The sequence below is a fragment of the Ensifer sp. 22521 genome (assembly GCF_052044795.1).
GTDB lineage: Bacteria > Pseudomonadota > Alphaproteobacteria > Rhizobiales > Rhizobiaceae > Ensifer.
Map to the genome: position 1 here is coordinate 202,690 of NZ_JBQENM010000002.1, position 26,772 is coordinate 229,461.

The window sequence follows — 26,772 nt, forward strand, 5'->3', positions numbered from 1 at the left end:
CAGCGCTTACCGACTTAGCGGTTGCGCGCAGCCAGCGTGCGCAGGCGCAGCGCGTTGAGCTTGATGAAGCCGGCGGCATCCTTTTGGTCGTAGGCGCCCTGGTCGTCCTCGAAGGTGACGAGTTTGTCGGAATAGAGCGACTTGTCGCTTTCGCGGCCGATGGTCATAACGTTGCCCTTGTAGAGCTTCAGCGTCACTTCGCCCTCGACATGCTCCTGGCTCTTGTCGATCGCTGCCTGCAGCATTTCGCGCTCCGGCGAGAACCAGAAGCCGTAGTAGATCAGCTCGGCGTAACGCGGCATCAGCTCGTCCTTGAGGTGTGCGGCACCCCGGTCGAGCGTGATCGATTCGATCGCGCGGTGCGCGGCGAGCAGGATCGTGCCGCCGGGGGTCTCATAGACGCCGCGCGACTTCATGCCGACGAAGCGGTTCTCGACGAGATCGAGACGGCCGATGCCGTTGTCGCGGCCGTACTCGTTAAGCTTGGCAAGCAGAGAGGCGGGCGACAGGCGCACGCCGTTGATCGAGACGGCGTCACCACGCTCGAAGCCGATCTTGATGACGGTCGCCTGGTCCGGAGCGGCTTCCGGCGAGATCGTGCGCATATGCACGTATTCCGGGGCTTCCTGGGCCGGATCTTCGAGAACCTTGCCCTCGGAGGAGGAGTGCAGCAGGTTGGCGTCGACGGAGAACGGCGCCTCGCCCTTCTTGTCCTTGGCAACCGGGATCTGGTGCTTCTCGGCGAATTCGAGCAGGTCGGTGCGGCTTTTGAACGACCAGTCGCGCCAGGGAGCGATGATCTTGATATCCGGGTTCAGAGCATAGGCCGAAAGCTCGAAGCGAACCTGGTCATTGCCCTTGCCGGTGGCGCCATGGGCGATGGCGTCGGCACCGGTCTTCTTGGCGATGTCGATCAGGTGCTTGGAAATCAGCGGGCGTGCGATCGAGGTGCCGAGCAGGTAGACGCCTTCATAGACGGCATTTGCGCGGAACATCGGGAAGACGAAATCCTTGACGAATTCCTCGCGGACGTCCTCGATGTAGATCTCCTTGATGCCGAGCATTTCGGCCTTCTTGCGCGCCGGCTCGAGCTCTTCGCCTTGGCCGAGGTCAGCGGTGAAGGTGACGACTTCCGCGCCGAGTTCGGTCTGCAGCCACTTCAGGATAATCGAGGTGTCGAGACCGCCCGAATAGGCGAGAACGACCTTTTTCACGTCTTTATGCGATGCCATGGTTTCCGTCCGTCTGGTCTTGGGGAGGGCGGCGATGCCGCGTGCAAATCTGCGGCACTTTAGCCAGAACCTGCGGCGATACAAGCGCTAGAACGCGCCATGGCGCGAATCCGCTGGCAAAAGCGAAGGCGTGGCGTTAGAGGGGGCGATCTTGCCCCGAGGTGACTGACGATGGACTTCATTCCTGGCCTGCCGACCCTCGCCACCTTCGCCGCCGCAACGCTGCTTCTGGCGGCGACGCCCGGCCCGGACATGACGCTTTCGATCAGCCGGGCTCTGGCTCAGGGCAAGAAGGCGGCACTCTTCGTGGTGCTCGGCACCAGCTTCGGCATCGTCGTGCATACGCTTCTCGTCGCCTTCGGCATTTCGGCGCTGATCACCGCTTCGCCCACCGCCTTCACCATCCTCAAGACCGGTGGTGCCGCCTATCTTCTGTGGCTTGCGGTGCAGGCGATCCGCTTTGGTTCGAGCATTTCCGTTCAGAAGGTCGAGGTCACGGAGGGCACCGCGCTTGCCAACATTTCGGCCGGCTTCTGGGTGAACCTGCTCAATCCCAAGGTCATCATCTTCTTCATGACCTTCCTGCCGCAGTTCGTCAGCGCCGACGATCCTTCGGTCACCGGCAAGCTTTTGTTCCTCGGCCTGCTGTTCATCCTGATCGGCATGCCGGTCAATATGCTGGTGGTGTTCACCGCCGATTGGCTGGCCTCCTGGCTGCAGCGCAACAGGGGCGTGATGCGAGCGCTCGATTACAGCTTCGCCGGGGTCTTTTCGGTGTTTGCGGTCAAGATCTTCATGACGACGGCGCGGTAAGCGGACAGTTTCGCCCCTCATCTGCCTGCCGGCATCTTCTCCCCGCTTGCGGGGAGAAGAACACGTGCCGCACTGTTCGGCGGAAACGGTGATTGTTGGGGGTGCTTTCAGGCGAAGTGTAAAGCGGTCATAGGTTGCAACCCACGCCATCTGCCGAAAAAGGACTGAGAGACTGCCACTTGTCTCTTCTCCCCGTGGCAACGGGGAGAAGATGCCGGCAGGCAGATGAGGGGCCGGCTGTGACCGCGAGACAGGCAGACCGGATCAGCCGATCAGCAGGGCGTCGTCGTCGAGCGTCTGGCCGCGGATGCGGCGGAACATGGCGATCAGGTCCTCGACCTGCAATTCCTTGCGGCTGTCGCCGGCGACGTCGAGTACGATCTCGCCGCCGTGCAGCATGATGGTGCGGTGGCCGTAATCGAGCGCCTGGCGCATCGAATGGGTGACCATCATCGTCGTCAGCTTGCGCTCCGAGACGATCTTCTGGGTGAGGTTCATCACGAACTCGGCCATGCCCGGGTCGAGCGCTGCGGTGTGCTCATCGAGCAGCAGCACTTCGGAACCCGCGAGCGTCGCCATGACCAGCGAAACCGCCTGGCGCTGGCCGCCGGAGAGCAGATCCATGCGATCGCCCATGCGGTTTTCAAGGCCGAGGTTGAGTTCGGCGATGCGCTCGCGGAAATGCTCGCGGCGCTTGGGGCCGAGCGCGGCAGTCAGGCCGCGCGCCTCGCCGCGCTTGGCGGCAAGTGCCAGGTTCTCCTCGATGGAGAGAGCGCCGCAGCTGCCGGTCAGCGGATCCTGAAAGACACGGGCGACGAGGCCGGCGCGGGCGGCGGTGCCCTTGCGGCTGACATCGGTCTTGCCGATCATCACCTGGCCTTCGCTCGGCAGCACATCGCCGGCGAGCACGCCGAGAAGTGTCGATTTGCCGGCGCCATTGGAGCCGATGACGGTGACGAAGGAGCCTTGTTCGATCGTCAGGCTAACGCCATTCAGCGCCTGCTTCTGCAGCGGCGTACCCTTGCCGAAGACGACCTGGATGTTGTTGACGCTGATCATGCCGCACCTCCACGACGCAGGCGGGGAAGGACGAGGGCGAAGGTGACGAGCGCGGCGGTGACGAAGTTAAGGTCGGAGGCCTGCAGCCCGAGCATGTCGGTCGACAGCGCCAACTGAATGGCGATGCGGTAGAGGATCGAGCCGAGCACGCAGCCGATCAGTGCGATCAGGATGCCGCGCGCGCCGAGCAGCGTCTCGCCGATAATGACGGCGGCAAGGCCGACGACGATGGTTCCGACGCCCGAGGTGACATCGGCGAAACCGTTGGTCTGGGCAAAGAGCGCGCCGCCGAAGGCGACGAGCGCGTTGGAGATCGCCATGCCCAGATAGATCTGGCGGTTGGTGTCGACCCCTTGCGCGCGAGCCATGCGGGCATTGGCGCCGGTGGCGCGCATCGCGAGACCGGCATCGCTCTCAAGGAAGCGCCAGACGATGATGACGGCGATGACGACGAGCACGCCGATGAACAGCGGCCGGACGTAGAAATCACGAAGACCGAGACCGTAGAAGGGCGACAGCATCGTGTCGGCATTGATCAGCGCGACGTTCGGCTTGCCCATGACGCGCAGGTTGACCGAGAACAGCGCGATCATCGTCAGGATCGAGGCGAGCAGGTTGAGGATCTTGAAGCGCACGTTGAGCATCGCCGTGACGATACCGGCGGCAGCCCCCGCGACCATCGCCACGCAGGCGGCAAGCCATGGGTTGACGCCGGCAATGATCAGAACGGCGGTGACGGCGGCGCCCAGCGGAAACGATCCGTCGACGGTCAGGTCGGGGAAATCGAGTACCCGGAATGCAAGAAAGACGCCGACGGCAACAAAGGCGTAGACCAGCCCCAGTTCCACGGCTCCCCAGAAAGCGATTAGACTCAACCCCAGACCCTCTTTTCTACGTGTCGCGCGTGGTTGTCCTTATGCGACGCTCCCGCCTGGCACATGGGGCCATCTGTGGCCGGGCGCATGTGCGGCTTAGAACTTCGGAGCGGCCCCTCAATCCCAAGGATGCAGGCCCCTCATAGCGAACCGCCCCCGTATGGAACGGAGGCGGGCAAAACGCAACAAACTTGAACCTGAAAAGGCAGAAAGCCTTATTCAACGACGCGCGTTGCGCGCTTTACGACACTTTCCGGAAGGGTGACGCCCATTTTCTCGGCGGCCTTCTTGTTGATCACCAGGTCGGAACCGGCGGCGACCTTCACGGCGATGTCGCCGGGGTTTTCGCCCTTGAGGATGCGCACGACGACTTCGCCGGTCTGCTTGCCGACGTCGTAGTAGTTGAAGCCGAGGGCTGCGAGCGAGCCGCGGGCAACCGAATCCGTGTCGGCGGTGAAGAGCGGCAGCTTGGCTTCTTCAGCGACAGCGACGGCGCCTTCCAGCGCGGAGATGATCGTGTTGTCGGTGGGCACGTAGATCGCATCGGCGCGACCGACGAGGGCGCGGGCCGCACCCTGAACTTCAGCCGACTTGGTGGCGGCGGATTCGACGACGGTCTGGCCGGCCTTTTCGGCTTCGGTCTTGAGAACTGCAAGCAGCGAAACGGAGTTGGCTTCACCGGAATTGTAGAGATAGCCGATCGACTTGGCGTTCGGCAGGATTTCCTTGATCAGCGCGACGTGTTCGGCAACCGGCGACATGTCGGAGAGGCCGGTGACGTTGCCGCCGGGCTTGTCCATGTCCTTGACGAGCTGCGCGCCGAGCGGATCGGAAACGGCGGTGAAGACAACCGGAATGTCGCGGGTCGAGGAGACGACGGCCTGGGCCGACGGCGTCGAGATCGGCACGATCACATTCGGTGCCTCGCCGGCGAACTGGCGGGCGATCTGGGCGGCGGTTGCCGGGTTGCCCTGGGCCGACTCGTAGATGAACTTGAGGTTCTCGCCTTCCTTGTAGCCGGCGGCAGCCAGCGCATCCTTCACGCCGTCGCGGGCGGCATCGAGCGCCGGATGCTCGACGATCGCGGTCACGGCGACGGTCACCTCATCGGCACGGGCCGGCAGAGTGAATGCCACCGTGGCGGCAAGGGCGATGAGAAGTGAGCGCATGGGTTGTCCTCCTGAATTGATTTCCCGCTTTCTTAGGAAACCGGGAGAATGAAATCAATCGATAGGAACTGCATCACCCATCAAAGTTCTTCATCGATCCCGGCGAGCCGGGACCGGAAAACCGCCGCGGGGCAGGCGGTTCGTCTCAGTCCTCGCCGTGATTGGCGATCATCATCGCCTCGAAGGCAAGGCGGTCGACCTTGCGCATGCGCTCGGATTCCGACTTCAGCTGGCCGCAGGCGGCGAGAATGTCGCGACCGCGCGGCGTGCGGATCGGAGAGGCATAACCGGCCTGGTTGATGAAGTCAGCAAACTTCTCGATGTGTTCCCAGTCGGAGCACTGGTAGTTGGTGCCAGGCCACGGGTTGAAGGGGATGAGGTTGATCTTCGCCGGTACCCCCTTCAGGAGCTTCACCAGTTGCTTGGCGTCTTCGAGGCTGTCGTTGACATCCTTCAGCATCACATATTCGAAGGTGATGCGGCGGGCGTTCGAGAGACCCGGATAGGCGCGGCAGGCGTCCATCAGTTCCTTCAGGGGGTACTTCTTGTTGATCGGCACCAGCATGTCGCGCAGGTCGTCGCGCACCGCGTGCAGCGAGATCGCCAGCATGACGCCGATCTCTTCGCCGGTGCGGTAGATTTCCGGCACGATGCCGGAGGTCGAGAGCGTGATGCGGCGCTTGGAGAGCGACAGGCCCTCGCCGTCAGACGCGATCAGCAGTGCGGTCTTGACGTGTTCGAAATTGTAGAGCGGCTCGCCCATGCCCATCATCACGATGTTGGTGATCTTGCGGCCCTCGGCCGGCACGATCGCGCCCTGTGGCGTGTCGCGCTCCGGGAAATCGCCGAGCCGGTCGCGGGCAAGCAGCAGCTGCGCCAGGATTTCTTCGGCCGTCAGATTGCGCACCAGCTTCTGCGTGCCCGTGTGACAGAAGGAACAGGTGAGTGTGCAGCCGACCTGGCTCGAAATGCAGAGCGTGCCGCGGCCTTCTTCGGGGATGTAAACGGTCTCGATCTCGACCGGGCGGCCGGCACCGCGTGCCGGGAAGCGCAGCAGCCACTTGCGGGTGCCGTCGCCGGAGATCTGCTCCTCGACGATTTCGGGCCGGGCAATGGTGAAATGCTGCTTCAGCATCTCGCGCATGTCCTTCGACACGTTCGTCATGTGGTCGAAGTCGGAGACGCCGCGCACGTAGAGCCAGTGCCAGAGCTGACTGACGCGCATCTTGACCTGGCGCTCCGGCACGCCCTTTTCGACGAGGGCCTTCGCCATGTCCTCGCGCAGGAGGCCGATCAGCGACGGCTTCTCCGCTTCGGGCGCTGCGCGCACCTGCGGTGCCCTAGCGATCTCCACCCGGTTCAGAATTTCAGTGGCTGCCATGCTCTTGATGTCCTGTCGTACAGCGTGAGGCCGTCCGGAGAGCGGGTCCGGAATTCGTCCTGATGCGCGAATTGAAATCGGTCGAGCCATCGAAAGCGGCCAATCAGGGCGCGGAGGCTCTCAAGTTGGGCCGGGCTTTAGCATTGTTTTGGCCCGGAGTCACGAGGCAGACCCTTTGAATGCAAAAGGCCGGCTTCGCAGCCGGCCCAATGTCTGGTTCTTCGCCATGGCTTTCACGCCTGTTGTGCCGCAAGACCGCTGCACACTGCGTGACATGCCTGGATTACTTGCAGGCTTCGATCTGCTTCAGCGCAGCCGAGATGCCCGAGAGCGAATAGGAGTAGGAGGTGGCCGTGCCCTTGCGCGACTTGGCGTTGACCGACATGGCCTTGCCGGTCTTCATCGCGGCGACGAGCGCCGGTTCTTCCGCCGCGTTTTCCACCCAGGCGGAGTTGCCCTTGGTAAACATCACGAAGGTGCGGCCGTCGATGACGACGTTGACCTTGGAGTTTTCCTGAAGGGGGTAGCCCATCATCGCCTGCGGCTCATAGCTGATGTTCTGGCCCGGGCGCTGGGATACGAGGAAGAAGATGTCGCCGTGGTCGACGCCGGCCGGGCTCTTTTCCTTCGGAACCGAGAGGACGTAGCAGACCTTGCCGCCGCCGGCGTTGTAGGAATAGGCGCCCCAGGCGTTGAACTGCTGGATGCGCGTCGGAGACTGAGCGGCAGCCATGCTGGCGGTTGCCAGAACGAGTGCGATTGCGGTTGCGATCTTTCTTACAAACATGAGGTCCTGCCGCTTTTCTTGCTTTTCGATCACCCGAAACAGGTCAGACGGGCGACGCGTAGTCATGATTTGATTTGTTTTGACTTAATTCAGGTTACCAAACCGTCAACGAAGGCTGAAAACCGCGGGTTTAGCCCCGAAATGGGGCGGTTTGCCCCATCTGCCCCAGCGTCTTTCACCCGATGATTCGCGGTGAGCGAACCAAGGGTCGATGCCGGATGCGCGTCGCCTCGGAATGCTGTTCCAGAAGGTTTCCTGCCCCAAGCCATTACATGGCGCCAGCCGCGCCTAACCGTGCGACCAGCGTCATTTGCAAGTCTATGCCACAAAGATTCGGGCAAGAGTTTGACTTTCGGGCAGGAATGGGGCGCCACAACCTGGCGGCCGGCTTTCAACATCAGCCCTCGGGCGTGTCGGCCAGCGTCTCGTCGGCCTTGGTATAGTGCGTTTCCTTGATCTGTCCGCTGATGGCGGCGAAGGCCGCGGTCAGCACCGCCACGTCGTCGGAGAAACCGACCACTGCCAGCACGTCGGGCAGGAAGTCGAGCGGCAGCACGAAATAAGCGAGCGCTGCGAGCAGAATGCCGCGGGTGCGTGTCGGCGTCTTCGGGTCAATCGCGCAGTAATAGGCGGCGACGAGATCGCGGCTGAACGGGATCTGCCGGGCAGCGCGCCGAAAGGTCGGCCAGAAGCGTCGCTTCACGCGCTTTTCCCGGCGCTCCTGCTCGGATTCTTCGCCTGGCAAGAGAATTTCACCGATCTTGATGTCGTCCATCGTCCCGCTTCCGGCGCTCTAGCATTTTGATTCCAGAGCATCTTATCCGCTTTCCGCTTGAAAGCGGGATGCTCTGGCGTTTCTCAATATGGGGATCGGCCGTGCTATTTCAAATGATCCGGCATCCGGCCGGCCGCCGCCTTGTCCATGCGCGCCGCCAATTTGAAGTCGAGTTCCGTCAGCCCACCGGCATCATGGGTGGTCAGGGTTACGTCGACGCGATTGTAGACGTTGAACCATTCGGGATGATGGTTGAATTTTTCGGCGACGATCGCGCACTCGGTCATGAAACCGAAGGCTTCGACGAAGTTCTTGAAGCGGAACGCCTTCCAGATCGAGTTGCCGTCTTCGGCTCGCACCCAGCCTTCCATCTTGTGCAGGTTTTCGGCAATCGTTGCCTCGTCGAGCTTTTCCGCAGTCATCGTCTCTCTCCCACACATCGACCTGTTCGAAGGCCGAGCTGCTGCGTATAAATGCGCATCAATCTCCAGTCCTGTCGAAATTGAATAGCATGAAACCGGTCAGAGTTCTTTTCGTTTGTCTCGGCAATATCTGCCGGTCGCCGCTGGCCGAGGGTGTGCTGCGCGCATTGGCCGAGCAAAAGGGATTGGCACCAGCGCTGCAGGTGGATTCGGCCGGAACCGGTGCCTGGCACATCGGCGATCCGCCCGACAACCGCTCGATCCAGGCGGCGCGGCGGCGCGGGATCGACATCTCTGCGCTGCGCGGGCGCCAGGTTCGGCCGGACGATTTCCGGGATTTCGACCTGATCCTCGGCATGGACGAAAACAATGTCCGCACGCTCAAGCGCTTGGCGCCCGCCGATGCGGCCGAGAAGGTGCATCTCTTCCTCGACTATGCGTCCGCCCGCAATCAGGATGTCCCGGACCCCTATTACGAAGGGCCAGAAGCCTTCGAGGCGCTCTACCAGATGTTCGAAGCCGGGTGCTCGTCGTTGCTCGAAAGGTTCGGTGACCGCGCCTCGTGAAGCGGGAAGACCTCTTCCGTGAGGTATGGCCCGCCACCGACCGAGTCGCGCGATGACAGAAGCACGAAGCGCGAGACGGTGAAGAGCGAAGTCATGAAATTACCGCGTCCGGAGAGGTACTCGACCACATCCTCGACGCGGCTTGAGCGCAGCCGGGCGAGCGTCACATGCGGCGTGAATTTTCGCGGATCCGGCCCGAGCCCGAGCCGCTGGCAGATGCGCTCGATCTCGGCCTGAAGGGCGTACATTTCCGGGTGGTTGCTGACGCCGGCCCAGACGGAATGCGGCTTCTTCGAGCCGAAAGCGCCGGTGCCGGTCAGCTGCAGTTGGAATTCCGGTCTTTCGATCCGATCGAGCTTGTCGATGATCTCGTCGGCGGTGCGCCAGTCGACGTCACCGATGAAGCGCAAGGTGATGTGGTAGTTCTCCACATCTATCCAGCGAGCTCCGGGAAGTCCTCCGCGCAGCAACGAAAGACTCATTGCTGCATTGCGCGGAATTTCGAGGGCGGTGAATAGTCTCGGCATGGCGAGCTCCCCGAATCTCTTGCAGATGTCTCAGCGAATCACGCATCGAGTCTGCACGCAACTAGTATTTGACACTTACGAATATTAACGTTCCCTTAACTGTGGACGATGTCATCACTCCGTCTTATTCAAGGTTGCCAGAAAGCGTTCGACGATAGGCAGTGCCTTCTCGACCATTACGCCGACGCCGTCGCCATTGGGATGCATGCCGTCTTCGAGCTTGAGCTTCGCCTCGGTCACCACGCCGTCGAGGAAGAACGGGTAGAGTTCCAGCCCATATTTTTCGGCGAGCTCCGGGAAGATCGGGTTGAAGCGGGCGGCATAGTCGGCGCCCATGTTCGGCGGTGCCATCATGCCCGCGAGCAGCACCGGAATGCCACGGTCCTTGAGGCGCGTAATCATCGCCTCGATGTTCTTGCGGGTCTCTTCCGGCGGGATACCGCGCAGCGCATCGTTGGCGCCAAGCTCGAGGATCACGCCCTTTGTGCCATCGGGCACGGACCAGTCGATGCGGGCAAGACCGCCGGATGAGGTGTCGCCGGAAACGCCGGCGTTCGCGATCGTCACGTCCAGGCCCTTTTCCTTCAGCGCCTTTTCGAGCCGAGCGGGGAAGGCGTCCTGCGGCGGGAGCTGATAGCCCGCCATCAGGCTGTCGCCGAACCCCACGAGGCTGATCGTCTCGGCGCGTGCTGCCGATGATAACGCAATTGTCATCGTCAGTGCCAAGAAAACCCGTTGAAATCCTTTTAATGCCATGGGCCTGTTCCTAAATCCCGAATGCCGTTTCTGTTCCCCATTTCGTTCATATAGGGTTGTTTCGCTTGGCCAGCACCATCATCGAACTCAAAAACGCGGATCTGACCCTCGGGGAGGCGGCGGCCTCGGTGCACGTGCTGAAGGGCATGAGCCTCACGATCGATGCCGGCGAGTCCGTCGGCATCGTCGGTCCGTCGGGTTCGGGGAAGTCGACGTTGTTGATGGTGCTTGCCGGGCTCGAGCGGCTGGATAGCGGTGAGATCGTCATCGACGGTACGCCGTTGCATCGGCTTGACGAGGACCGGGTGGCGGACTTCCGCGGGCGCAACATCGGCATCGTCTTTCAGTCCTTCCACCTCATCCCCAACATGACCGCGCTCGAAAACGTCGCGGTGCCGCTCGAACTCGCCAATGTGGCCGGCGCCTTCGAGATCGCGCGCAAGGAACTCGTCGCCGTCGGTCTCGGCGAGCGGCTCAGCCACTATCCCGGCCAGCTTTCCGGCGGCGAACAGCAGCGTGTGGCGATCGCTCGCGCCTTGGCGCCTTCGCCGAAACTGCTGATCGCCGACGAGCCGACCGGCAACCTCGACGCCGACACCGGACGCCAGATCGCCGATCTGCTTTTCGCCGAACAGCGTGACCGCGGCATGACACTCGTGCTCGTGACGCATGATGCGGCACTTGCCGCGCGTTGCGTGCGGCAGGTCCGCGTCCGCTCCGGCGAGATCGTCGCCGGCGGCGAGGCGGGGCCGCTTGCAGTGACGCCGCGCCAGGAGGCGGCCTCGGCATGAGCGGCGCGTCATCGGTTCGGCTGCGGCCGCTGCTTGCCCTTCGCCTGGCACTGCGCGAAATGCGTGGCGGGCTTAGAGGTTTCTACATTTTCCTCGCCTGCATCGCGCTCGGGACCGCGGCGATTGCCGGCGTCAATTCGCTGTCGCAATCGATCACCGCGACGATCGCCACGCAGGGGCAGGAACTGCTCGCCGGCGACATCCGCTTTGAGCTTAACAATCGCGTCGCGACGTCCGACGAGCGGGCCTATCTCGACAGTCTCGGAACCGTCGCGGTTTCCGCCGGCTTGCGCTCGATGGCGCGGTTGCCCGACGGATCCAACCAGGCGCTGGTCGAACTGAAGGCGATCGATGTCGCCTACCCGCTCTACGGCGCGCTGGAAAGCGAGCCGAACCGTCCGCTGCATGAGCTGCTGGCGCGCGATGGCGAGACCTTTGGCGCCGTCGTGGCACCGCTGCTGCTCGACCGTCTTGGCGTGCAGGTGGGAGATGAGATCCTTCTCGGCAACGCCAGGATCCGGATCGCCGGCACGATCGTGCGCGAGCCGGACGCCTTGTCCGACGGCTTCGGCTTTGCTCCCCGCCTGATGGTCTCGGCCGAGGCGCTGGCCGTGAGCGGCCTGGTGCAGACAGGAAGCCTTGTTGAGCATAGCTACAAGGTGAAGGTCGCCGACCCGACGCAGCTCGCGGCCATTCGCACGGATGCCGAGAAGCGCTTTCCGGCGGCCGGCTGGTCGATCCGCACCAGCGCCAACGCCGCGCCGTCGCTGACGGCGAACATCACCCGCTTCTCGCAGTTCCTGACTCTTGTCGGGCTGACGGCGCTGATCGTCGGCGGCGTCGGCGTCGCCAACGCGGTGCGCGCCTATCTCGACCAGAAGCGCAGCGTGATCGCGACCTTCAAATGCCTGGGCGCTCCTGCCTCGCTGGTGGCGATGATCTATCTCGCGCAGATCCTGATGATCGCCTTGATCGGCATCGTGATCGGCCTGTTGCTTGGCATGCTGATCCCCTTCATCGCGGCGCAGTTCCTGGCAGATCTATTGCCGATCTCGACGGAGTTTCATCTCTATCCGGGTGCGCTCGGTCTTGCCGCGCTCTTCGGCGTGCTGACGGCGCTGACCTTCGCCATTCTGCCACTTGGCCGGGCACGGGCCATTCCGGCAACCGCGCTCTTCCGCCAGCAGGGCTTCGACCCCTCCGGCTTTCCGGCATGGCCCTATTTGCTGGGCGCCGTCGCTTGTCTTGCTGCACTTGCGGGGCTTGCGATCTGGACGGCCTACGACCGCTATATTTCGCTGGTGTTCCTGGGCGCGATCGCCTTTGCCTTCATTGTCCTGCGCGTCGTCGCGCTGCTGATCGCCTGGCTTGCGCGCCGCAGCCCGCGGGTCAACTCGCCGGCCCTCAGACTGGCGATCGGCAACATCCACCGCCCCGGCGCCCTCACGTCCTCGGTCGTGTTGTCGCTGGGTCTTGGGCTGGCATTGCTTGTGACGCTGGCTCTGATCGACGGCAATCTGCGCCGCGAGCTTACCGGCAGCATGGCGGAGCGCGCGCCGAACTTCTTCTTCGTCGATATTCAGGGCAACGAGATCGAAGGCTTCCGCTCGGTGCTCAACCGGACGATCCCGAAGGGCAAGGTCATCGAGGTGCCGATGCTGCGCGGCCGGATCATTGCCTTCAACGGTGAGGACGTGAACAGCCGCAACGTGCCGCCCGGCGGCCAATGGGTGCTGCGCGGCGACCGCGGCATCACCTATGCCAAGAACAAGCCGGAGAACTCGACGCTTTCCGCGGGCGCGTGGTGGCCGGCCGACTATAGCGGCGAGCCCTTGGTTTCCTTCTCGGCGGAAGAGGCCGGCGAACTCGGCCTGAAGATCGGCGACACCGTGACCGTCAACGTGCTTGGCCGCAACATCACCGCCAAGATCGCCAATTTCCGCAACGTCGAGTGGGAATCGCTTTCGATCAACTTCGTCATGGTGTTTTCGCCGAACACCTTCGCCGGTGCGCCGCATGCGTGGTTGGCAACCGTCATCGATCCGGCAGCGACGCCGGAAGAGGAGGCGGCGGTGCTGAAGGCCGTCACCAACGCCTATCCGACGATCACAAGCGTGCGGGTGAAGGATGCTCTCGACATCGTGAACGGGCTGCTTGGACAGTTGGCAACCGCCATCCGGGCGGCGGCCGCAGTGGCGCTCGTCGCCTCCGTCCTGGTGCTTGCCGGTGCGCTCGCCGCTGGCAACCGGGCGCGCGTCCACGACGCCGTGGTGCTGAAAACGCTGGGTGCGACGCGCGCGACCCTTATCCGGGCGTTCAGCTACGAATATGCCATTCTCGGCCTCGCAACGGCGGTTTTCGCCCTGTTTGCCGGCGGAGTTGCCGCCTGGTTCGTCGTCAGCCGCATCATGAAGTTGCCGTCAGACTTCCTGCCGGATGTCGCGATCCTGACCGTCGTCGGGGCGCTGGTGATGACCGTCGGCATCGGTCTTGCCGGTACCTGGCGTATTCTCGGGCAGAAGGCGGCGCCGGTCCTGCGGGAGCTTTGAGCGGTGAAGTTAACCGTAAATCCCTGTCGTGCATGCCGGAAACGGCCGGATGCGTTCGAATCCAGGGGCTTCGGGTCTTGTACGCAACGGGTTTCGGCATCATATTTATCCACAGGCATGCTGGAGCTCCGCAGCGGCGCCTGGGCGTGGAAGCCAGCCTTCCAAAGCGAGACTGTTCGCCGCCCGACACCGTAACTTCCACCGGAGCTTAAATGAGGAAACAATGGCTGATCTGAGAAACTACCAAACCCGAATGTCGCCCGCCGGCGCTCAGGCGGGTGCCGTGATCGATGAGGGCCTTCGCGCGTACATGCTGAAGGTCTACAACCTGATGGCCCTGGGCCTGGCGATCACCGGCGTGGCAGCTTACGGAACCTATGCGCTTGCCGCCTCCAATCCGGCATTCGCCCAGCTCATCTACGCTTCGCCCCTGAAGTGGGTCGTGATGCTGGCGCCGCTGGCGATGGTCTTCTTCATGAGCTTCCGCATTAATTCGATGAGCGTCTCCGCAGCACAGACGACGTTCTGGATCTATGCCGCCCTGATGGGCCTGTCTCTGTCGTCGATCTTCCTGGTCTTCACCGGCCAGAGCATCGTGCAGACGTTCTTCGTCACGGCCGCTTCGTTCGGCGCTCTGTCGCTCTACGGCTACACGACCAAGAAGGACCTGTCGGGCTTCGGCACGTTCCTGATCATGGGCCTCTTCGGCCTGATCATCGCGTCGATCGTCAACATCTTCCTTGCTTCGTCGGCCCTCGGCTTCGCGATCTCCGTGATCGGTGTTCTGATCTTCGCTGGCCTCACCGCCTACGACACGCAGAAGATCAAGGAAATGTACTACGAAGCCGATGACAGCACCGTTGCCGGCCGCAAGGCGATCATGGGCGCGCTGACGCTCTACCTCGACTTCATCAACCTGTTCATGTTCCTGCTGCAGTTCATGGGCAACCGGAACAACTAAGCTTGAAACGAATAGCGGAAAAGGCGGCCTCGGCCGCCTTTTTTGTTGCCGGAAATAGTTGATCGCGTCCCGGCCCCCATGGGAGTAAAGGACGACGAAACCTCGAGATGCAGTTTACCGCCATGTCCCTGAGTCTGCGTGACGCCACCTTGGCCGACCTTCCTGCCATCGCAGCGATCTATCGCGAATCCGTACTGAACGGCGTCGCCACCTATGAGATCGAACCTCCTTCCGAAGCGGAGATGCGAAACCGCTTCGAGACGATCATCGGCAACGGCTACCCCTATGTGGTCGCATGCGATGGCAGCGGATCGATCGTCGGCTATGCCTATGCGTCCGCCTTCCGGACGCGCACGGCCTATCGCTTTCTGGTCGAGGATTCGATCTACCTGGCGCCGGAAGCGCGCGGCAAGGGTGCTGGCAAGGCGCTGCTCGTCGAACTCATTCGTCGTTGCACCGAGCTCGGCTTCCGGCAGATGGTTGCGGTGATCGGCGGTGCCCACCCGGCATCGATCGCCGTACACAGTTCGCTCGGCTTCGAGCATCAGGGCACGATGAAAGCGACCGGCTTCAAGCATGGCCGTTGGCTCGACACGGCGATCATGCAGCTCGCGCTTGGCGAGGGCCAGAAGAGCGATCCGCCGGAAGACGTCTATCCAGACACGCTCTATCAGAACTGATCGTCGCCTCGCGGACGCCCGACATGCGCTGATTGCAGTCGGCCGTCCCGGGGCGGGTCAAAGCCCTGCGTCGGAAGAGGTCGCCGCGCATCTCACCGGGACGCCGGTGCGGATCAGGTCTTAAGGCGCGTCGCGATCTTGCAGGTCCGCTCCCAGCGCTTCAAGCTTCTGATATTTCGCAGGTCGTTATTGCAAAACCGCTGCGCAGTTTTGCGCGACCTGCTTCAGGTTTCCACCAGCTTCAGGACCTTGTCGAACACCTTGAGCACCTGGGCGAGCTCGTGGCCGCGTTTCAGGATCGTGCCGTGAATGTTCAGCACGCTATAGGCGCCCTGTTTCGTCGACAGCTTCGGGTTCTTCTCGATCCGGTAGAGCGGCATTTCTCCCGAACGCTTGAACACCGAGAAGACCGCGCGGTCCTTCAGGTGGTCGATGGCGTAGTCCCGCCATTCGCCTTCGCCGACCATTCGACCGTAGACCCAAAGGATCTGGTCCAACTCGCGGCGATGGAAAGTGATGGGGGGAGGGTTCTTGGCGTTCTTGTATTCGTGAAGATGGACGACCACTTCGGAAGTGGTCTCGCGCTGATGGCGCGCCTCGCCTTGCGGCAAATCCGGCTCATCGGTCATCGGCAATCCGGCCTTCTGTTGTGACAGAACGATAACAGTGTGCCTGACGTGAGCCGAAAAGCAAGCCGGAAGCCGTTGGACGAAGAGGGCATTTCTTACCTCTGCCCCATTTCAGTCAAATCGCCGCCCCAATTCACCGCAAAACTCGCGAGCGCTGACGGACAGAGTCGTTGCCACCGTATGTCCGGTCAGGTCGTCATGCTGCGGGAGTTCACCGAACGCAGCCATGGCCGGTTCGGTCCGGTAACTTCGAACCCTCAGCCCCAGCCCCTCGATGCTGCCGGGCCGAACCACCCCCTTGCGCCGCGCCCGCTTACAACTTGCCTTGCGGGCCGGCGAGCACCGCCGTGGCGCCGATGATCGCGCCCGGCGTTTCCTTGTCCTTCATCGATTGCAAGAGAACGGCACAGCCACTGTTGCCGGGGCGCTCGGTCAGAACTGTTGCGGGAAGGGTGAAGGTTGCCGGCTTTCCGTCCCACATGCCGATCGTCTGAATGTCGCGCACGGCATGCCAGTAGGGGATTTCCTTGCCGCTGTTCTCCCCCTTCTCCATCTTCACCACTTTCGCGCGGTCGAAATAGACGACGACGACGTTCGCCTTGCCGATGCCGCTACCGACGTTGATCTGGATTTCTTCGCCCTGGATCTTCGCCTCGACGGGAACGGCAAGCCCCTTGCCTTCGGCCTTCATTGTCTCCAGCCGCGTTTTGATCGCCTGAAGATTGCCGCCGTTGACATGGTCGCGCCCGTTCAGGATCGCCTGGGGCGTATAGACGCCATTGCGACCGAGCATCCGGGCATAGGCATATTGCCGTTCGGTATTTTCCTTGGAGGCCAGTGTGTCGGCCCAACCGAGATAGTTCCAGTAGTCGACATGGTAGGCGAGCGCCACGACATCACCGCCATCGACAAGCGCCTTCAGCGCCGCATCGGCCGGCGGGCAGGAGGAACAGCCCTGGCTGGTGAACAGTTCCACGACGCCTTTGATCACCTGTCCGTCCTGTGCCCCGGCCGGTGCACCAGCGGCTGCGAACAGCCCGAAAGCCAGTGCAAAAGGGCGAATGAAAGAACGGTCTGCGGATGTCATGGCGTCACTTCGTTGGGGGCCGTCGGCCTACTCCTTATGGGGGAGTTCATTACATACGCCGGCCACGCATCAACGGGAAGTCACGTTGGAGTGAGGTGGCGGGTGAGCACAGGCTTGTGTTGGGACGTTTTGGGATTTGACAACCAAAGAAAGAGCCGGGTCGCCTCTCGGCGTCCCGGCTCCAATGCTTCGCGATGGTCTGGCGATCAGGCGGCGAGGTCGCGCAGAACCGTCTGCAGGATGCCGCCGTTGTTGACGTAGGTCACTTCGTCCAGCGTATCGATCCGGCAGATCAGCGGAATTTCCTTCGCGCTGCCGTCGCCATAGGTGACCTTGGCAACGCGCTTTTCGCGAGGCTGGACATTGGCGAGGTTGTCGATGGTGACGATTTCATCGCCCTTGAGGCCCAGCGATTCCCAGGTCGTGCCTTCTTCGAAGACGAAGGGGATGACGCCCATGCCGACCAGGTTCGAGCGGTGGATACGCTCGAACGACTGCGCGATGACGGCCTTGACGCCGAGCAGATTGGTGCCCTTCGCAGCCCAGTCGCGCGACGAACCGTTGCCGTATTCGACGCCGGCGAAGATGACGAGCGGAACGCCCTCTTCCTTGTATTGCATGGCGGCGTCGTAGATCGACATCTCTTCCTTCGACGGATAGTGGATGGTGTAGCCACCTTCCTTGCCGTTCGGGCCGAGCATGTGGTTGCGGATGCGGATGTTGGCAAACGTGCCGCGCATCATCACCTCATGGTTGCCGCGACGCGTACCGTACTGGTTGAAGTCGGCAACGCCGACGCCATGACCGATGAGGTAGGCACCAGCCGGCGAGGCAGCCTTGATCGAACCGGCCGGCGAGATGTGGTCGGTGGTGATCTTGTCGCCGAATAGGCCGAGGACGCGCGCGCCCTTGATGTCGGAGATGCCCGAGCCGGACTTGCCCATGCCGACGAAGTAGGGTGGGTTCTGCACGTAGGTCGAGCCATCGTCCCAGGCGTAGGTCTGGCCCGGAGGAACCTGAACGGCCTGCCAGTTTTCGTCGCCCTTGAAGACGTCCGCGTACTTGGTCGCGTAGAGTTCGCGGGTGACGTACTTGAAGATGAACTCCTGGATTTCCTTGGAGGTCGGCCAGATGTCCTTGAGGAAGACCGGGTTGCCGTCCTTGTCTTCGCCGAGCGGTTCGTTGGTCAGGTCCTTCTGGACCGTACCGGCGAGTGCATAGGCGACGACGAGCGGCGGCGAGGCGAGGTAGTTTGCCTGGACGTCCGGCGAGATACGGCCTTCGAAGTTGCGGTTGCCGGAGAGAACGCCGGCGGCGATCAGGCCCTTGTCGTTGATCGTCTTCGAGATCGGCGCCGGCAGCGGACCGGAGTTGCCGATGCAGGTGGTGCAGCCAAAGCCGACGAGGTTGAAGCCGAGCGCGTCGAGGTCCTTCTGCAGGCCGGACTTGGCCAGGTACTCACCGACGACCTGCGATCCCGGTGCGAGCGAGGTCTTGACCCAGGGCTTGGACTTCAGGCCCTTGGCAACGGCGTTGCGGGCGAGCAGGCCGGCGGCGATCAGAACCGACGGGTTGGAGGTGTTGGTGCACGACGTGATCGCAGCGATGGCAACGTCGCCATGGCCGAGATCGAAATCGGTGCCTTCTACGGCGTAGCGGTTCGAAAGCTGGCCCGGCTTCTTGTAGTCGCCTTCGAGCGCGGTTGCGAAGCCCGACGCGATGCTTTCGAGCGGGATGCGGCCTTCTGGACGCTTCGGACCAGCCATAGCGGGAACGACGTCGCCGAGGTCGAGTTCCAGCGTGTCGGTAAAGACAAGCTCCGAGCCGTCACCGTCGCGCCACATGCCTTGCGCCCTGGAATAGGCTTCGACGAGCGAAATGCGCTGCTCTTCGCGGCCGGACATGGTGAGGTAGTTGATGGTCTCGCTGTCGACCGGGAAGAAGCCGCAGGTGGCGCCGTATTCCGGACCCATGTTGCCGATGGTCGCACGGTCAGCGAGCGTCATGTTGTCGAGGCCCGGGCCGAAGAATTCGACGAACTTCGAAACGACGCCCTTCTTGCGCAGCATCTGAACGACCATGAGCACGAGGTCGGTCGCGGTGACGCCCTCTTTCAGCTTGCCCGTCAGCTTGAAGCCGATGACTTCAGGCAGAAGCATGGAGACCGGCTGGCCGAGCATCGCGGCTTCAGCTTCGATACCGCCAACGCCCCAGCCGAGAACGCCAAGGCCGTTGATCATGGTGGTGTGGCTGTCGGTGCCGACGCAGGTATCCGGGTAGGCGGTGATTTCGCCATCTTCTTCACGGGTCCAGACGGTCTGGCCCAGATACTCCAGATTGACCTGGTGACAGATGCCGGTGCCGGGCGGGACGACGCGGAAGTTCTTGAACGCCTGCTGGCCCCACTTCAGGAAGCGGTAGCGCTCGCCGTTGCGCTGGTATTCGAGCTCGACGTTGCGGGCAAAGGCGTTCGGCGTGCCGAATTCGTCGACGATGACGGAGTGGTCGATGACGAGGTCGACGGGAACGAGCGGGTTGATCTTTTCCGGGTCGCCGCCGAGCGAGACCATGGCGTCGCGCATTGCAGCGAGGTCGACCACGGCGGGAACGCCGGTGAAGTCCTGCATCAGCACGCGGGCCGGGCGGTAGGCGATTTCGTTTTCAGCCGTGCCCTTGTCGTTGAGCCAGGCGGCAACGTTCTCGATGTCCTTCTTGGTGACGGAGCGGCCGTCTTCATTGCGCAGCAGGTTCTCGAGCAGAACCTTCATCGAGTAGGGCAGCTTGGAAACGCCGGCGAGACCGTTCGCCTCCGCCTTCGGCAGGCTGTAATAGACGTAGTCCACACCGTTGACGGTGAGCGTGGAGCGACAATTGAAGCTGTCTAGGGATTTGGACACTGGATAATACCCCGTTCCGTCTGATCGCCAAAAACTGACGTACGAACGCCCGAGCGCAATGAAGCGCGAATTGGGATGCGGGTGCGGCCATTTCCGCTGTCCGTACGTGGAAATTCATTCCATGTTCGGCGCTAGGATGAAATTCACGCCGACCGCTGGCGTGTTGGCCGCCTTATAGATAATTTCTCCAAAACGTGCCAGAGCAACGAAGGTCCAATTGGAACTTTTTTTGCTCTGCGGAAGACACGCGAAGGGAAGTCTAATATTCATGCGCCTGCTGGCTGAAGGTTTGAGTGCGAAGCGCGGCGAGGATCTGATTTTTAACGATATTTCCTTTGCGCTCGATACCGGTGAGGCCCTTGTGGTGACGGGTCCGAACGGCTCGGGAAAGTCGACTTTGCTGCGGGTTCTGGCCGGGTTGCTGAGCCCCGAAAGCGGACATTTGAAACTTGAGAACGCCCCCCCAGAAATAGCTCACCCATCGGAGCTCAGCCACTATCTCGGGCATCGCAACGCGATGAAGCGCGAATTGACCGTCGCAGAAAATCTTTCCTTCTGGCAGCGTTTCATGGGCGATTCGCCCGGCGGCGTCGGAATCGCTCTTACCGAGGCGGTCGAAGCGGTCGGCCTGCCTGATATCGCGCATCTGCCCTTCGGATATCTCTCGGCCGGCCAGCAGCGCCGCATGGCGATGGCGAAGCTGCTCGTCGCCCATCGTCCGATCTGGATTCTCGACGAGCCGACCGCGGCACTCGACGCCGGCGCCGATCGGCTGTTTGCCGACCTGGTAAAGGCGCATCTCGGGAAGGGCGGCATCGTGATCGCAGCGACGCATCAACCGCTGGGGCTCGATCAAACGAGGGAATTGCACATGAAGGGCTTCGAGCATTTCGCGGGAGGGCTCTGGCATGATGCGTAAAAGCGCGTCCGTGCTCGCTGCCGGGAGAGTGCCGGCATGATCGCGCTCTTCTTCCGCGATCTGAAGCTGTCGATACGCGCCGGCGGCGGCGCGATGATCGGCGTGCTCTTCTTCATGACCGTGGTCGCGGTCATTCCCTTCGGCGTCGGCCCGGATCTGAACCTGCTTTCGCGCATCGGCCCGGCGATCCTGTGGATCGGCGCGCTGCTCGCCTCGCTACTCGGTCTCGACCGCCTGTTCCAGGCGGAGCGGGACGACGGTTCGCTCGACCTGATGCTGATGCAGGAGACGCCGCTGCTTTTCACCGTCTTCGTCAAATGCGCGGCCCATTGGGCAGCGACCGGCCTGCCGCTGGTGATCGCCTCGCCCTTGCTCGGTCTCTTCATGAACATGCGCGAGATCGCGATCGGCGCCACCATGCTGACGCTTCTGATCGGCACGCCGGCGATCACCTTCATCGGTGCGGTCGGCGCTGCCGTCGCCGTGTCGTTGCCACGGGGCGGGCTGCTGGTGTCGATCCTGGTGCTGCCGCTTGCGATCCCGGTGCTGATCTTCGGCGTCAGCGCCGTCTATGCGGCGATCGAGGATCCGGCGCCGTTCCTGCCGCCCCTGATGATCCTCGCGGCGATCACCCTGTTCTTTGCCGTCATCGGGCCGGTTGCCGCCGCCGCAGCACTTCGGCACGCGTCCGATTGACGCAATGAGAGCGGAACGGCTGAAACAGTTTGCGGTTTTCCGTCGCAGCCGTCGCTAAGTCCTTCAGATCGATCACGTTTATGATTGGCGGCCCAAACTGATCGTGATCGGTCGATTGACGCGGATCAATTGCAGCAGGGGGACTTAAGCGTTAAAGAGCCATCATGAGCGAAAACAGCCTGGCCATCCGCAAATTCAGCGACCTCGCCAACCCGACACGGTTCCTGGCGCTGGCCGACCGTCTGCTGCCGTGGCTTGCCGGCCTGACCGCGCTGTTCTTCGCCGTCGGCCTCTGGCTGTCCTTCGCCACAGAAGGCGACTACCAGCAGGGCGAGACGGTGCGCATCATGTATGTGCACGTGCCCGCTGCCTGGCTGTCGATGATGTGTTATTCGGTGATGGCGCTGGCAGCGCTTGGCACGCTCGTTTGGCGCCATCCGCTGGCAGATGTTTCTTCGCGCGCGGCCGCGCCGATTGGCGCCTGTTTCACTTTCCTGGCGCTCGTCACCGGCTCGCTTTGGGGCAAGCCGATGTGGGGCACCTGGTGGGTCTGGGACGCGCGGCTGACGTCGGTCTTTGTGCTGTTCCTCATGTATCTGGGACTGATGGCGCTCAACCGCGCGATCGACGACCCCGCACGGTCTTCCAAGGTTTCCGCAGTGCTGGTGCTGGTCGGTTTCGTCAATATCCCGATCATCAAGTTCTCGGTCGAATGGTGGAACACGCTGCATCAACCGGCGAGCGTCATGCGGCTCGACGGGCCGACGATCGATCCCGAGTTCCTGTGGCCGCTGATCGTGATGGCGGTTGCCTTCACGCTTCTGTTCTTCACGCTGCACATCGCCGCCATGCGCAACGAAATCCTGCGCCGGCGGGTCACTGCGCTGCGCCGTCTGGCGGCGCGCAGCGCTGGCCGGGGAGCGCGCACGAAATGATGAGCCACGCCGCTTACGTCTTCACGAGTTATGGAATAGCGACGCTGACCGTCCTCGGCCTGATCGGCTGGGTGGTTCTGGATGGGCGCGCGCGCCGGCGCGAACTTGCCGAGCTCGAAGCATCCGGCATCCGCAGGCGCTCGGCCGAACCGGCGTCGGGAGAGACACGATGACCAGCACTCCTGCGCCCGGCAGCGACGAGCGCAAACCGGGGCCGATGCGTTTCGTGCTCGCGGCACTGCCGCTCATCATTTTCGCCGGGCTTGCGGCGATCTTCTGGAGCCAACTCAATTCCGGCAAGGACGTGAGCGAGATCCCGTCCGCACTGATCGGCACGAAGGCGCCGAAACTCGACCTTCCTGCACTCGAAGGGGCGACCCGCGATGGCCAGCCGATGCCGGCGCTGACCGACGTGGCGATCAAAGGCAAGCTGACGCTCGTCAACGTCTGGGCCTCCTGGTGCGTGCCCTGCCGTCAGGAGCATCCCTTCATTCTGGAACTGTCGAAGGACCCGCGGCTCACCGTCGTCGGCATCAATTACAAGGACCAGAACGAAAACGCGCTGCGTTTCCTCGGCGAGCTCGGCAATCCATTTTCCGCCGTCGGCGTCGATCCCCGCGGCAAGGCGGCGATCGATTGGGGTGTCTACGGTATTCCGGAATCCTATCTGGTCGGCGCCGATGGCACGATCCTCTACAAGCGTGTCGGCCCGTTCGACGAGAACAGCGTCAAGAATGGACTGCTGCCGGCCATCGAGAAGGCTACCGCCGGCTCGTGAGTGGTTCGGGCCATTTCGAGAGCAGTTGGGGCTGTAAAACCTGACCGAGAACCGGGGCAGTTTTTCGCCGGGGGCTACTTCACCCACCTCATCCCTGTGCTTGTCACAGGGATCCAGCCACGGTGCGTCTGCACCGTGAATGACATCCCGACCAGAAGCAGCCACAGCTCGCCTAGCGGCACATTTCTGAAAAGTTCGCTTCCGGCCGGAACTTTCCAGTCGGAACAGAGCTCCCCAGCGCCGCGGACGCGGCGCTGCTGGATCCCTGTGACAAGCACAGGGATGAGGGAGGCTGAGGGAACGGTTCGCTTCCGATAGATATCTGGATGTGAAAGGTTGGCCTATACGCCGAGCCCGACTAAATCCCCGCCTGCCAATCCCTGACGGCATCGAGCGGCCAGACCAGCATCAGCACGTTCAAAGTGAGGTTGTCGCGGATCAGCCAACCAGTGAAAAGCTCGAAGACGATGGCGATCGTGACCGTCAGCCAGACGGGCATGCGGGCCGCGAACATAAAGCCCGCGACCATCGCCAGGGTGTCCATGGTCGAATTCAGGATGCTGTCGCCGAAATAGTCGAGCGAGATCGTCGCCGATCGGTAGCGGTTGATCACCATGGGGGTGTTTTCGGCGATTTCCCAGGCGGATTCGATCGCCATCGCCAGGAAGAGCTTTGCCGTCAGCGGCTTGCGGCGCAAAAGCAGGTGGCCGAGGCCGTAGAACAGGAAGCCGTGGATGATGTGGGAGGGTGTGTACCAGTCGGCGATGTGCTGCGAGTTGCCGCTGGATTTGACGACGGGTTCGAAGAGTTTGACGTAGCCGCAGTCGCAGATCCAGATGCGACCCATCAGATGCTGGGTGACGATCTGTATCAGCAGAACCGCGAAACAGGCGGCGAGCCAGAGGAGTGCGTGCCGGTTGCGGCTGTCATTCTCCTCAAGCGCGGTGCTCACTCGGCGTTCTCCTGGTCAAGCGAATGTTTCATGATCAAGGGCATCTGGGCGAGCGTGAAGAGGATGGTGATCGGCATCGTGCCCCAGACCTTGAAGGCGACCCAGAAATCGGTCGAGAACGAACGCCAGACCACTTCGTTGAGCACGGCCAGGAACACAAAGAACACACCCCAGCGCAGCGTGAGCTTGCGCCAGCCGTCCTCGTCGAGCTTGAAGGCGGAGTGAAAGACGTAGCCGAGCAGCGACTTACCGAAGAGAAGACCGCCGAGCAGGATCGCGCCGAACAGCGTGTTGACGATCGTCGGCTTCATCTTGATGAAGGTGTCGTTCTGCAGCCACAGCGTCAGCGCACCGAAGACGAAGACGACGATGCCTGAGATCAGCGGCATCATCGGCAGGGTGCGGGTCAGCATCCAGGAGACGGCGAGCGCGATCGCGGTCGCGGCCATGAACAGGCCGGTGGCGATGAAGATCGGACCGCCGAGCTCGGCGAGCGCCGGGAAATGCCCGGCCAGCCATTCGCCGCGCGAATTGGCGAAGAAGAAGACCATCAGCGGTCCAAGCTCCAGCACCATCTTGAGCAAGGGGCTGACTTCCTTCTGCGGCTTGGTAGCCTCGATCGACGACATTTCCGGGTCCTGTTTCTGCATGTGCCTGCTGCTCATAACACCAGCTTTGCGGCAAAACCATATCAAGGCAACGGCCCCGCGCAAATGCGCGGGCGCAGAACGGCCTCGTCAGGCGGCAACGCCGGCGATCGCTTCGGCGAAATCCTTGGCCTCGAAAGGCTCCAGATCGTCGATGCCTTCACCGACGCCGATAAAATAGACTGGCAGCTTGTGCTTGGCGGAGATGGCAACGAGGATGCCGCCGCGCGCCGTGCCGTCGAGCTTGGTCATGATCAGACCGCTGACGCCGGCGATATTGCGGAAGATCTCCACCTGCTGCAGCGCGTTCTGTCCGGTCGTGGCATCGAGCGTTTGGAGCACCGTGTGCGGTGCATCCGGATCGAGCTTGCCGAGCACGCGCACGATCTTCTCAAGTTCGGCCATCAGCTCCGCCTTGTTCTGCAGGCGGCCGGCGGTGTCGATGATCAGCACGTCGGACTTCTTCTCGCGCGCCTGCTGGAACGCTTCATAGGCGAGACCGGCGGCATCGGCGCCGAGCTTGGAGGAAACGATGTCGGACTTGGTGCGCTCCGCCCAGATCTTCAGCTGCTCGATCGCCGCGGCGCGGAAGGTGTCGCCGGCGGCAAGCATGACCTTGAGGCCTGCGCCCGAAAGCTTGGCGGCGAGCTTGCCGATCGTCGTGGTCTTGCCGGTGCCGTTGACGCCGACTACCAGAATGACATGCGGCTTGTGGCTGAGGTCGAGCTCCAGCGGCTTGGCGACGGGAGCGAGCACCTTGGTGATCTCGCCGGCCATGATGCGCGAGACGTCCTCGCCGGAGACATCCTTGCCATAGCGCTCGGAGGCGAGCGTGTCGGTGATGCGCATCGCGGTTTCGACGCCGAGGTCGGCCTGGATCAGCAGGTCTTCAAGGTCCTGCAGCGTTGCTTCATCGAGCTTGCGCTTGGTGAAGAGACTGGCGATCTGGCCGGTCAGTTGCGACGAGGTGCGGGCAAGGCCGCGGCGCAGGCGCTGGTACCAGGTGAGCTTTTCCTTCGGCGCGGCGAGGGGCTCGTCCTTGGGCTTGTTGTCGGTGGTCGCGAAGCCCTTGGGAAGGGCAGGGGCTGCGGCGGCTACCTCTGCTTCGCCGGCCTCGGTCGGCGCGACTTCGGCCACTGCTTCTGCAGCGTCGCTCTCTGTGGTTTCGAAGCTTTTGGGGAGGGCTGCGGCTTCACCCCTCTCTGCCCTGCCGGGCATCTCCCCCACAGGGGGGGAGATTGCGCTGGGCTCGCCCACGGCGTCAGCTACGGGCGTTTCGGCTGTCGTGATGTCGCGTAGTTCCGCTTCGGCATCGTCCGCAGTTGGCAAGGCTTCTGCGGTGCCCTCGATGGTCTCGGCCACGTGGGAGGTTACGACGATCTCAATGGAATCCGCTGGGGAATCCGCTGGCTTCTCGTCGGCAACAGCTTCCGCGGTCTCGGTGGTTAGAGACGCATCGTCGATGGCTGCCTTGGTCTCCGTCTGATCTCCCTCCTTTTGGGGGAGATGTCCCGAAGGGACAGAAGGGGGTATCGCAACGCTGTCCTCAAACGGTGTGGCCCCGGCCTCGTCACGCGTCAGCTCTTCGGCATCGTCGGAAGCCGGACCGCCCGCAGTCTCGATCTCGGCTTCGAGCACCGGATCGTCCTCGGAGAGCGGCAGCGTCTCGATATCGACAGGCGGCTCGAAGGCGGCGTCCGGGGTCTCTTCGGCAATTTCAGCCGCGGCGACAGGCGCAGACGGTTCCACCGCCTCGACACTTGGCTCCACCTCTGGCGAAGAGACAATCGTCTCCTCGGGCACACCTTCCGGCGGCTTCGTTTCCTCCACCGCGCCCTTGCCGAAGGTGAAGATCCTCTTGATGAAACCCATTGCCATTCAGGAATTCC

At 62.6% G+C, this 26,772-nt stretch carries 27 protein-coding genes; 11 read left to right on the forward strand and 16 right to left on the reverse strand.

The window, feature by feature from the left end; translation table 11 throughout:
- Nucleotides 1-14: 14 nt before the first annotated feature.
- Nucleotides 15-1,232 (reverse strand): argininosuccinate synthase, encoded by a 1,218-nt coding sequence (locus ACTJKE_RS03030; protein ID WP_057254897.1) that lies wholly within the window; start codon nt 1,230-1,232, stop codon nt 15-17.
- 171 nt (nt 1,233-1,403) lie between these two features.
- Between ACTJKE_RS03030 and ACTJKE_RS03035 the strand changes: the two genes are divergently transcribed.
- A complete protein-coding gene (locus tag ACTJKE_RS03035; protein WP_058321677.1) occupies nt 1,404-2,045 on the forward strand; it encodes a LysE family translocator in 642 nt (213 codons plus the stop codon).
- Nucleotides 2,046-2,309: 264 nt separating this feature from the next.
- Here ACTJKE_RS03035 and ACTJKE_RS03040 read toward each other — a convergent pair whose 3' ends face one another.
- From ACTJKE_RS03040 to ACTJKE_RS03070, 7 genes are all read right to left on the reverse strand, one after another.
- A complete protein-coding gene (locus tag ACTJKE_RS03040; RefSeq protein WP_058321678.1) occupies nt 2,310-3,104 on the reverse strand; it encodes an ABC transporter ATP-binding protein in 795 nt (264 codons plus the stop codon).
- Entirely contained in the window at nt 3,101-3,979 is an 879-nt protein-coding gene (locus tag ACTJKE_RS03045; protein ID WP_113132349.1) for an ABC transporter permease, read from the reverse strand. The genes ACTJKE_RS03040 and ACTJKE_RS03045 overlap by 4 nt, the downstream gene beginning before the upstream one ends.
- A gap of 215 nt (nt 3,980-4,194) precedes the next feature.
- Nucleotides 4,195-5,148 carry an ABC transporter substrate-binding protein gene (locus ACTJKE_RS03050; protein WP_440691160.1) on the reverse strand — a complete coding sequence of 318 codons (954 nt, stop codon included), beginning with the start codon at nt 5,146-5,148 and terminating at the stop codon, nt 4,195-4,197.
- 145 nt (nt 5,149-5,293) lie between these two features.
- The gene (gene rlmN / locus ACTJKE_RS03055; protein WP_057254902.1) at nt 5,294-6,529 is read right to left on the reverse strand and encodes a 23S rRNA (adenine(2503)-C(2))-methyltransferase RlmN; all 1,236 of its coding nucleotides are present in this window, start codon (nt 6,527-6,529) and stop codon (nt 5,294-5,296) included.
- Between the two features lie 283 nt (nt 6,530-6,812).
- A complete protein-coding gene (locus tag ACTJKE_RS03060; RefSeq protein WP_057255088.1) occupies nt 6,813-7,316 on the reverse strand; it encodes an invasion associated locus B family protein in 504 nt (167 codons plus the stop codon).
- Nucleotides 7,317-7,713: 397 nt separating this feature from the next.
- Nucleotides 7,714-8,091, reverse strand: a complete 378-nt coding sequence (locus ACTJKE_RS03065) for a YkvA family protein (RefSeq protein ID WP_057254903.1) — start codon at nt 8,089-8,091, stop codon at nt 7,714-7,716.
- 104 nt (nt 8,092-8,195) lie between these two features.
- Nucleotides 8,196-8,513, reverse strand: a complete 318-nt coding sequence (locus tag ACTJKE_RS03070) for a 4a-hydroxytetrahydrobiopterin dehydratase (protein WP_057254904.1) — start codon at nt 8,511-8,513, stop codon at nt 8,196-8,198.
- An 89-nt stretch (nt 8,514-8,602) separates the two neighbouring features.
- On the opposite strand from ACTJKE_RS03070, the gene ACTJKE_RS03075 reads away from it, so the two are divergent.
- The gene (locus tag ACTJKE_RS03075) at nt 8,603-9,079 is read left to right on the forward strand and encodes a low molecular weight protein-tyrosine-phosphatase (protein WP_440691162.1); all 477 of its coding nucleotides are present in this window, start codon (nt 8,603-8,605) and stop codon (nt 9,077-9,079) included.
- Here ACTJKE_RS03075 and thpR read toward each other — a convergent pair.
- Nucleotides 9,016-9,606, reverse strand: coding sequence for an RNA 2',3'-cyclic phosphodiesterase (gene thpR, locus ACTJKE_RS03080; RefSeq protein WP_440691164.1), 591 nt, complete (start codon nt 9,604-9,606; stop codon nt 9,016-9,018). The two genes, ACTJKE_RS03075 and thpR, sit on opposite strands and share 64 nt — an antisense overlap.
- Before the next feature lie 114 nt (nt 9,607-9,720).
- Nucleotides 9,721-10,362, reverse strand: coding sequence for an arylesterase (locus ACTJKE_RS03085; protein WP_057254907.1), 642 nt, complete (start codon nt 10,360-10,362; stop codon nt 9,721-9,723).
- A gap of 65 nt (nt 10,363-10,427) precedes the next feature.
- Between ACTJKE_RS03085 and ACTJKE_RS03090 the strand changes: the two genes are divergently transcribed.
- From ACTJKE_RS03090 to ACTJKE_RS03105, 4 genes are all read left to right on the forward strand, one after another.
- Complete coding sequence (locus ACTJKE_RS03090) at nt 10,428-11,153, forward strand: ABC transporter ATP-binding protein (RefSeq protein WP_112995711.1); 726 nt, start codon at nt 10,428-10,430, stop codon at nt 11,151-11,153.
- Nucleotides 11,150-13,702 carry an ABC transporter permease gene (locus ACTJKE_RS03095; protein WP_113132350.1) on the forward strand — a complete coding sequence of 851 codons (2,553 nt, stop codon included), beginning with the start codon at nt 11,150-11,152 and terminating at the stop codon, nt 13,700-13,702. The genes ACTJKE_RS03090 and ACTJKE_RS03095 overlap by 4 nt, the downstream gene beginning before the upstream one ends.
- Nucleotides 13,703-13,925: 223 nt before the next feature.
- Complete coding sequence (locus ACTJKE_RS03100) at nt 13,926-14,663, forward strand: Bax inhibitor-1/YccA family protein (protein ID WP_057254909.1); 738 nt, start codon at nt 13,926-13,928, stop codon at nt 14,661-14,663.
- Nucleotides 14,664-14,785: 122 nt separating this feature from the next.
- The gene (locus ACTJKE_RS03105) at nt 14,786-15,343 is read left to right on the forward strand and encodes a GNAT family N-acetyltransferase (RefSeq protein WP_058321793.1); all 558 of its coding nucleotides are present in this window, start codon (nt 14,786-14,788) and stop codon (nt 15,341-15,343) included.
- 224 nt (nt 15,344-15,567) lie between these two features.
- Here the strand turns inward: ACTJKE_RS03105 and ACTJKE_RS03110 are convergent, their stop codons facing one another.
- The 3 genes from ACTJKE_RS03110 to acnA form a co-directional block, all read right to left on the reverse strand.
- A complete protein-coding gene (locus tag ACTJKE_RS03110) occupies nt 15,568-15,972 on the reverse strand; it encodes a DUF2794 domain-containing protein (protein WP_058325742.1) in 405 nt (134 codons plus the stop codon).
- 313 nt (nt 15,973-16,285) lie between these two features.
- Nucleotides 16,286-17,059 carry a DUF1223 domain-containing protein gene (locus ACTJKE_RS03115; protein WP_112995648.1) on the reverse strand — a complete coding sequence of 258 codons (774 nt, stop codon included), beginning with the start codon at nt 17,057-17,059 and terminating at the stop codon, nt 16,286-16,288.
- Between the two features lie 206 nt (nt 17,060-17,265).
- The gene (gene acnA / locus ACTJKE_RS03120; RefSeq protein ID WP_112995649.1) at nt 17,266-19,956 is read right to left on the reverse strand and encodes an aconitate hydratase AcnA; all 2,691 of its coding nucleotides are present in this window, start codon (nt 19,954-19,956) and stop codon (nt 17,266-17,268) included.
- A gap of 268 nt (nt 19,957-20,224) precedes the next feature.
- Here acnA and ccmA point away from each other — a divergent pair, with 268 nt between their 5' ends.
- From ccmA to ACTJKE_RS03145, 5 genes are all read left to right on the forward strand, one after another.
- The gene (gene ccmA / locus ACTJKE_RS03125) at nt 20,225-20,875 is read left to right on the forward strand and encodes a heme ABC exporter ATP-binding protein CcmA (protein WP_057254912.1); all 651 of its coding nucleotides are present in this window, start codon (nt 20,225-20,227) and stop codon (nt 20,873-20,875) included.
- A gap of 36 nt (nt 20,876-20,911) precedes the next feature.
- Complete coding sequence (gene ccmB, locus ACTJKE_RS03130; protein WP_112995650.1) at nt 20,912-21,571, forward strand: heme exporter protein CcmB; 660 nt, start codon at nt 20,912-20,914, stop codon at nt 21,569-21,571.
- 164 nt (nt 21,572-21,735) lie between these two features.
- Complete coding sequence (locus tag ACTJKE_RS03135; RefSeq protein WP_112995651.1) at nt 21,736-22,506, forward strand: heme ABC transporter permease; 771 nt, start codon at nt 21,736-21,738, stop codon at nt 22,504-22,506.
- The gene (gene ccmD, locus ACTJKE_RS03140) at nt 22,503-22,679 is read left to right on the forward strand and encodes a heme exporter protein CcmD (RefSeq protein WP_082616171.1); all 177 of its coding nucleotides are present in this window, start codon (nt 22,503-22,505) and stop codon (nt 22,677-22,679) included. Before ACTJKE_RS03135 ends, ccmD begins: the two co-directional genes overlap by 4 nt.
- Complete coding sequence (locus tag ACTJKE_RS03145) at nt 22,676-23,284, forward strand: DsbE family thiol:disulfide interchange protein (RefSeq protein WP_057254914.1); 609 nt, start codon at nt 22,676-22,678, stop codon at nt 23,282-23,284. The genes ccmD and ACTJKE_RS03145 overlap by 4 nt, the downstream gene beginning before the upstream one ends.
- 358 nt (nt 23,285-23,642) lie before the next feature.
- Here the strand turns inward: ACTJKE_RS03145 and ACTJKE_RS03150 are convergent, their stop codons facing one another.
- The 3 genes from ACTJKE_RS03150 to ftsY form a co-directional block, all read right to left on the reverse strand.
- Nucleotides 23,643-24,236 carry a DUF2585 domain-containing protein gene (locus ACTJKE_RS03150; RefSeq protein ID WP_057254915.1) on the reverse strand — a complete coding sequence of 198 codons (594 nt, stop codon included), beginning with the start codon at nt 24,234-24,236 and terminating at the stop codon, nt 23,643-23,645.
- Nucleotides 24,233-24,865, reverse strand: a complete 633-nt coding sequence (locus ACTJKE_RS03155) for a septation protein A (RefSeq protein WP_112995713.1) — start codon at nt 24,863-24,865, stop codon at nt 24,233-24,235. The genes ACTJKE_RS03150 and ACTJKE_RS03155 overlap by 4 nt, the downstream gene beginning before the upstream one ends.
- A 108-nt stretch (nt 24,866-24,973) precedes the next feature.
- The gene (gene ftsY / locus ACTJKE_RS03160; protein WP_112995653.1) at nt 24,974-26,761 is read right to left on the reverse strand and encodes a signal recognition particle-docking protein FtsY; all 1,788 of its coding nucleotides are present in this window, start codon (nt 26,759-26,761) and stop codon (nt 24,974-24,976) included.
- Nucleotides 26,762-26,772 lie beyond the last annotated feature (11 nt).

Excerpts from the sequence above, each read along its gene's own strand:
- ACTJKE_RS03030 (WP_057254897.1), bottom strand. The coding sequence starts at position 1,232 with ATGGCATCGCATAAAGACGTGAAAAAGGTCGTTCTCGCCTATTCGGGC.
- ACTJKE_RS03035 (WP_058321677.1), top strand. The coding sequence starts at position 1,404 with ATGGACTTCATTCCTGGCCTGCCGACCCTCGCCACCTTCGCCGCCGCA.
- ACTJKE_RS03040 (WP_058321678.1), bottom strand. The coding sequence starts at position 3,104 with ATGATCAGCGTCAACAACATCCAGGTCGTCTTCGGCAAGGGTACGCCG.
- ACTJKE_RS03050 (WP_440691160.1), bottom strand. The coding sequence starts at position 5,148 with ATGCGCTCACTTCTCATCGCCCTTGCCGCCACGGTGGCATTCACTCTG.
- rlmN (WP_057254902.1), bottom strand. The coding sequence starts at position 6,529 with ATGGCAGCCACTGAAATTCTGAACCGGGTGGAGATCGCTAGGGCACCG.
- ACTJKE_RS03060 (WP_057255088.1), bottom strand. The coding sequence starts at position 7,316 with ATGTTTGTAAGAAAGATCGCAACCGCAATCGCACTCGTTCTGGCAACC.
- ACTJKE_RS03065 (WP_057254903.1), bottom strand. The coding sequence starts at position 8,091 with ATGGACGACATCAAGATCGGTGAAATTCTCTTGCCAGGCGAAGAATCC.
- ACTJKE_RS03070 (WP_057254904.1), bottom strand. The coding sequence starts at position 8,513 with ATGACTGCGGAAAAGCTCGACGAGGCAACGATTGCCGAAAACCTGCAC.
- ACTJKE_RS03075 (WP_440691162.1), top strand. The coding sequence starts at position 8,603 with ATGAAACCGGTCAGAGTTCTTTTCGTTTGTCTCGGCAATATCTGCCGG.
- thpR (WP_440691164.1), bottom strand. The coding sequence starts at position 9,606 with ATGCCGAGACTATTCACCGCCCTCGAAATTCCGCGCAATGCAGCAATG.
- ACTJKE_RS03085 (WP_057254907.1), bottom strand. The coding sequence starts at position 10,362 with ATGGCATTAAAAGGATTTCAACGGGTTTTCTTGGCACTGACGATGACA.
- ACTJKE_RS03095 (WP_113132350.1), top strand. The coding sequence starts at position 11,150 with ATGAGCGGCGCGTCATCGGTTCGGCTGCGGCCGCTGCTTGCCCTTCGC.
- ACTJKE_RS03100 (WP_057254909.1), top strand. The coding sequence starts at position 13,926 with ATGGCTGATCTGAGAAACTACCAAACCCGAATGTCGCCCGCCGGCGCT.
- ACTJKE_RS03105 (WP_058321793.1), top strand. The coding sequence starts at position 14,786 with ATGTCCCTGAGTCTGCGTGACGCCACCTTGGCCGACCTTCCTGCCATC.
- ACTJKE_RS03110 (WP_058325742.1), bottom strand. The coding sequence starts at position 15,972 with ATGACCGATGAGCCGGATTTGCCGCAAGGCGAGGCGCGCCATCAGCGC.
- ACTJKE_RS03115 (WP_112995648.1), bottom strand. The coding sequence starts at position 17,059 with ATGACATCCGCAGACCGTTCTTTCATTCGCCCTTTTGCACTGGCTTTC.
- ccmA (WP_057254912.1), top strand. The coding sequence starts at position 20,225 with ATGCGCCTGCTGGCTGAAGGTTTGAGTGCGAAGCGCGGCGAGGATCTG.
- ccmB (WP_112995650.1), top strand. The coding sequence starts at position 20,912 with ATGATCGCGCTCTTCTTCCGCGATCTGAAGCTGTCGATACGCGCCGGC.
- ACTJKE_RS03135 (WP_112995651.1), top strand. The coding sequence starts at position 21,736 with ATGAGCGAAAACAGCCTGGCCATCCGCAAATTCAGCGACCTCGCCAAC.
- ccmD (WP_082616171.1), top strand. The coding sequence starts at position 22,503 with ATGATGAGCCACGCCGCTTACGTCTTCACGAGTTATGGAATAGCGACG.
- ACTJKE_RS03145 (WP_057254914.1), top strand. The coding sequence starts at position 22,676 with ATGACCAGCACTCCTGCGCCCGGCAGCGACGAGCGCAAACCGGGGCCG.
- ACTJKE_RS03155 (WP_112995713.1), bottom strand. The coding sequence starts at position 24,865 with ATGTCGTCGATCGAGGCTACCAAGCCGCAGAAGGAAGTCAGCCCCTTG.
- ftsY (WP_112995653.1), bottom strand. The coding sequence starts at position 26,761 with ATGGCAATGGGTTTCATCAAGAGGATCTTCACCTTCGGCAAGGGCGCG.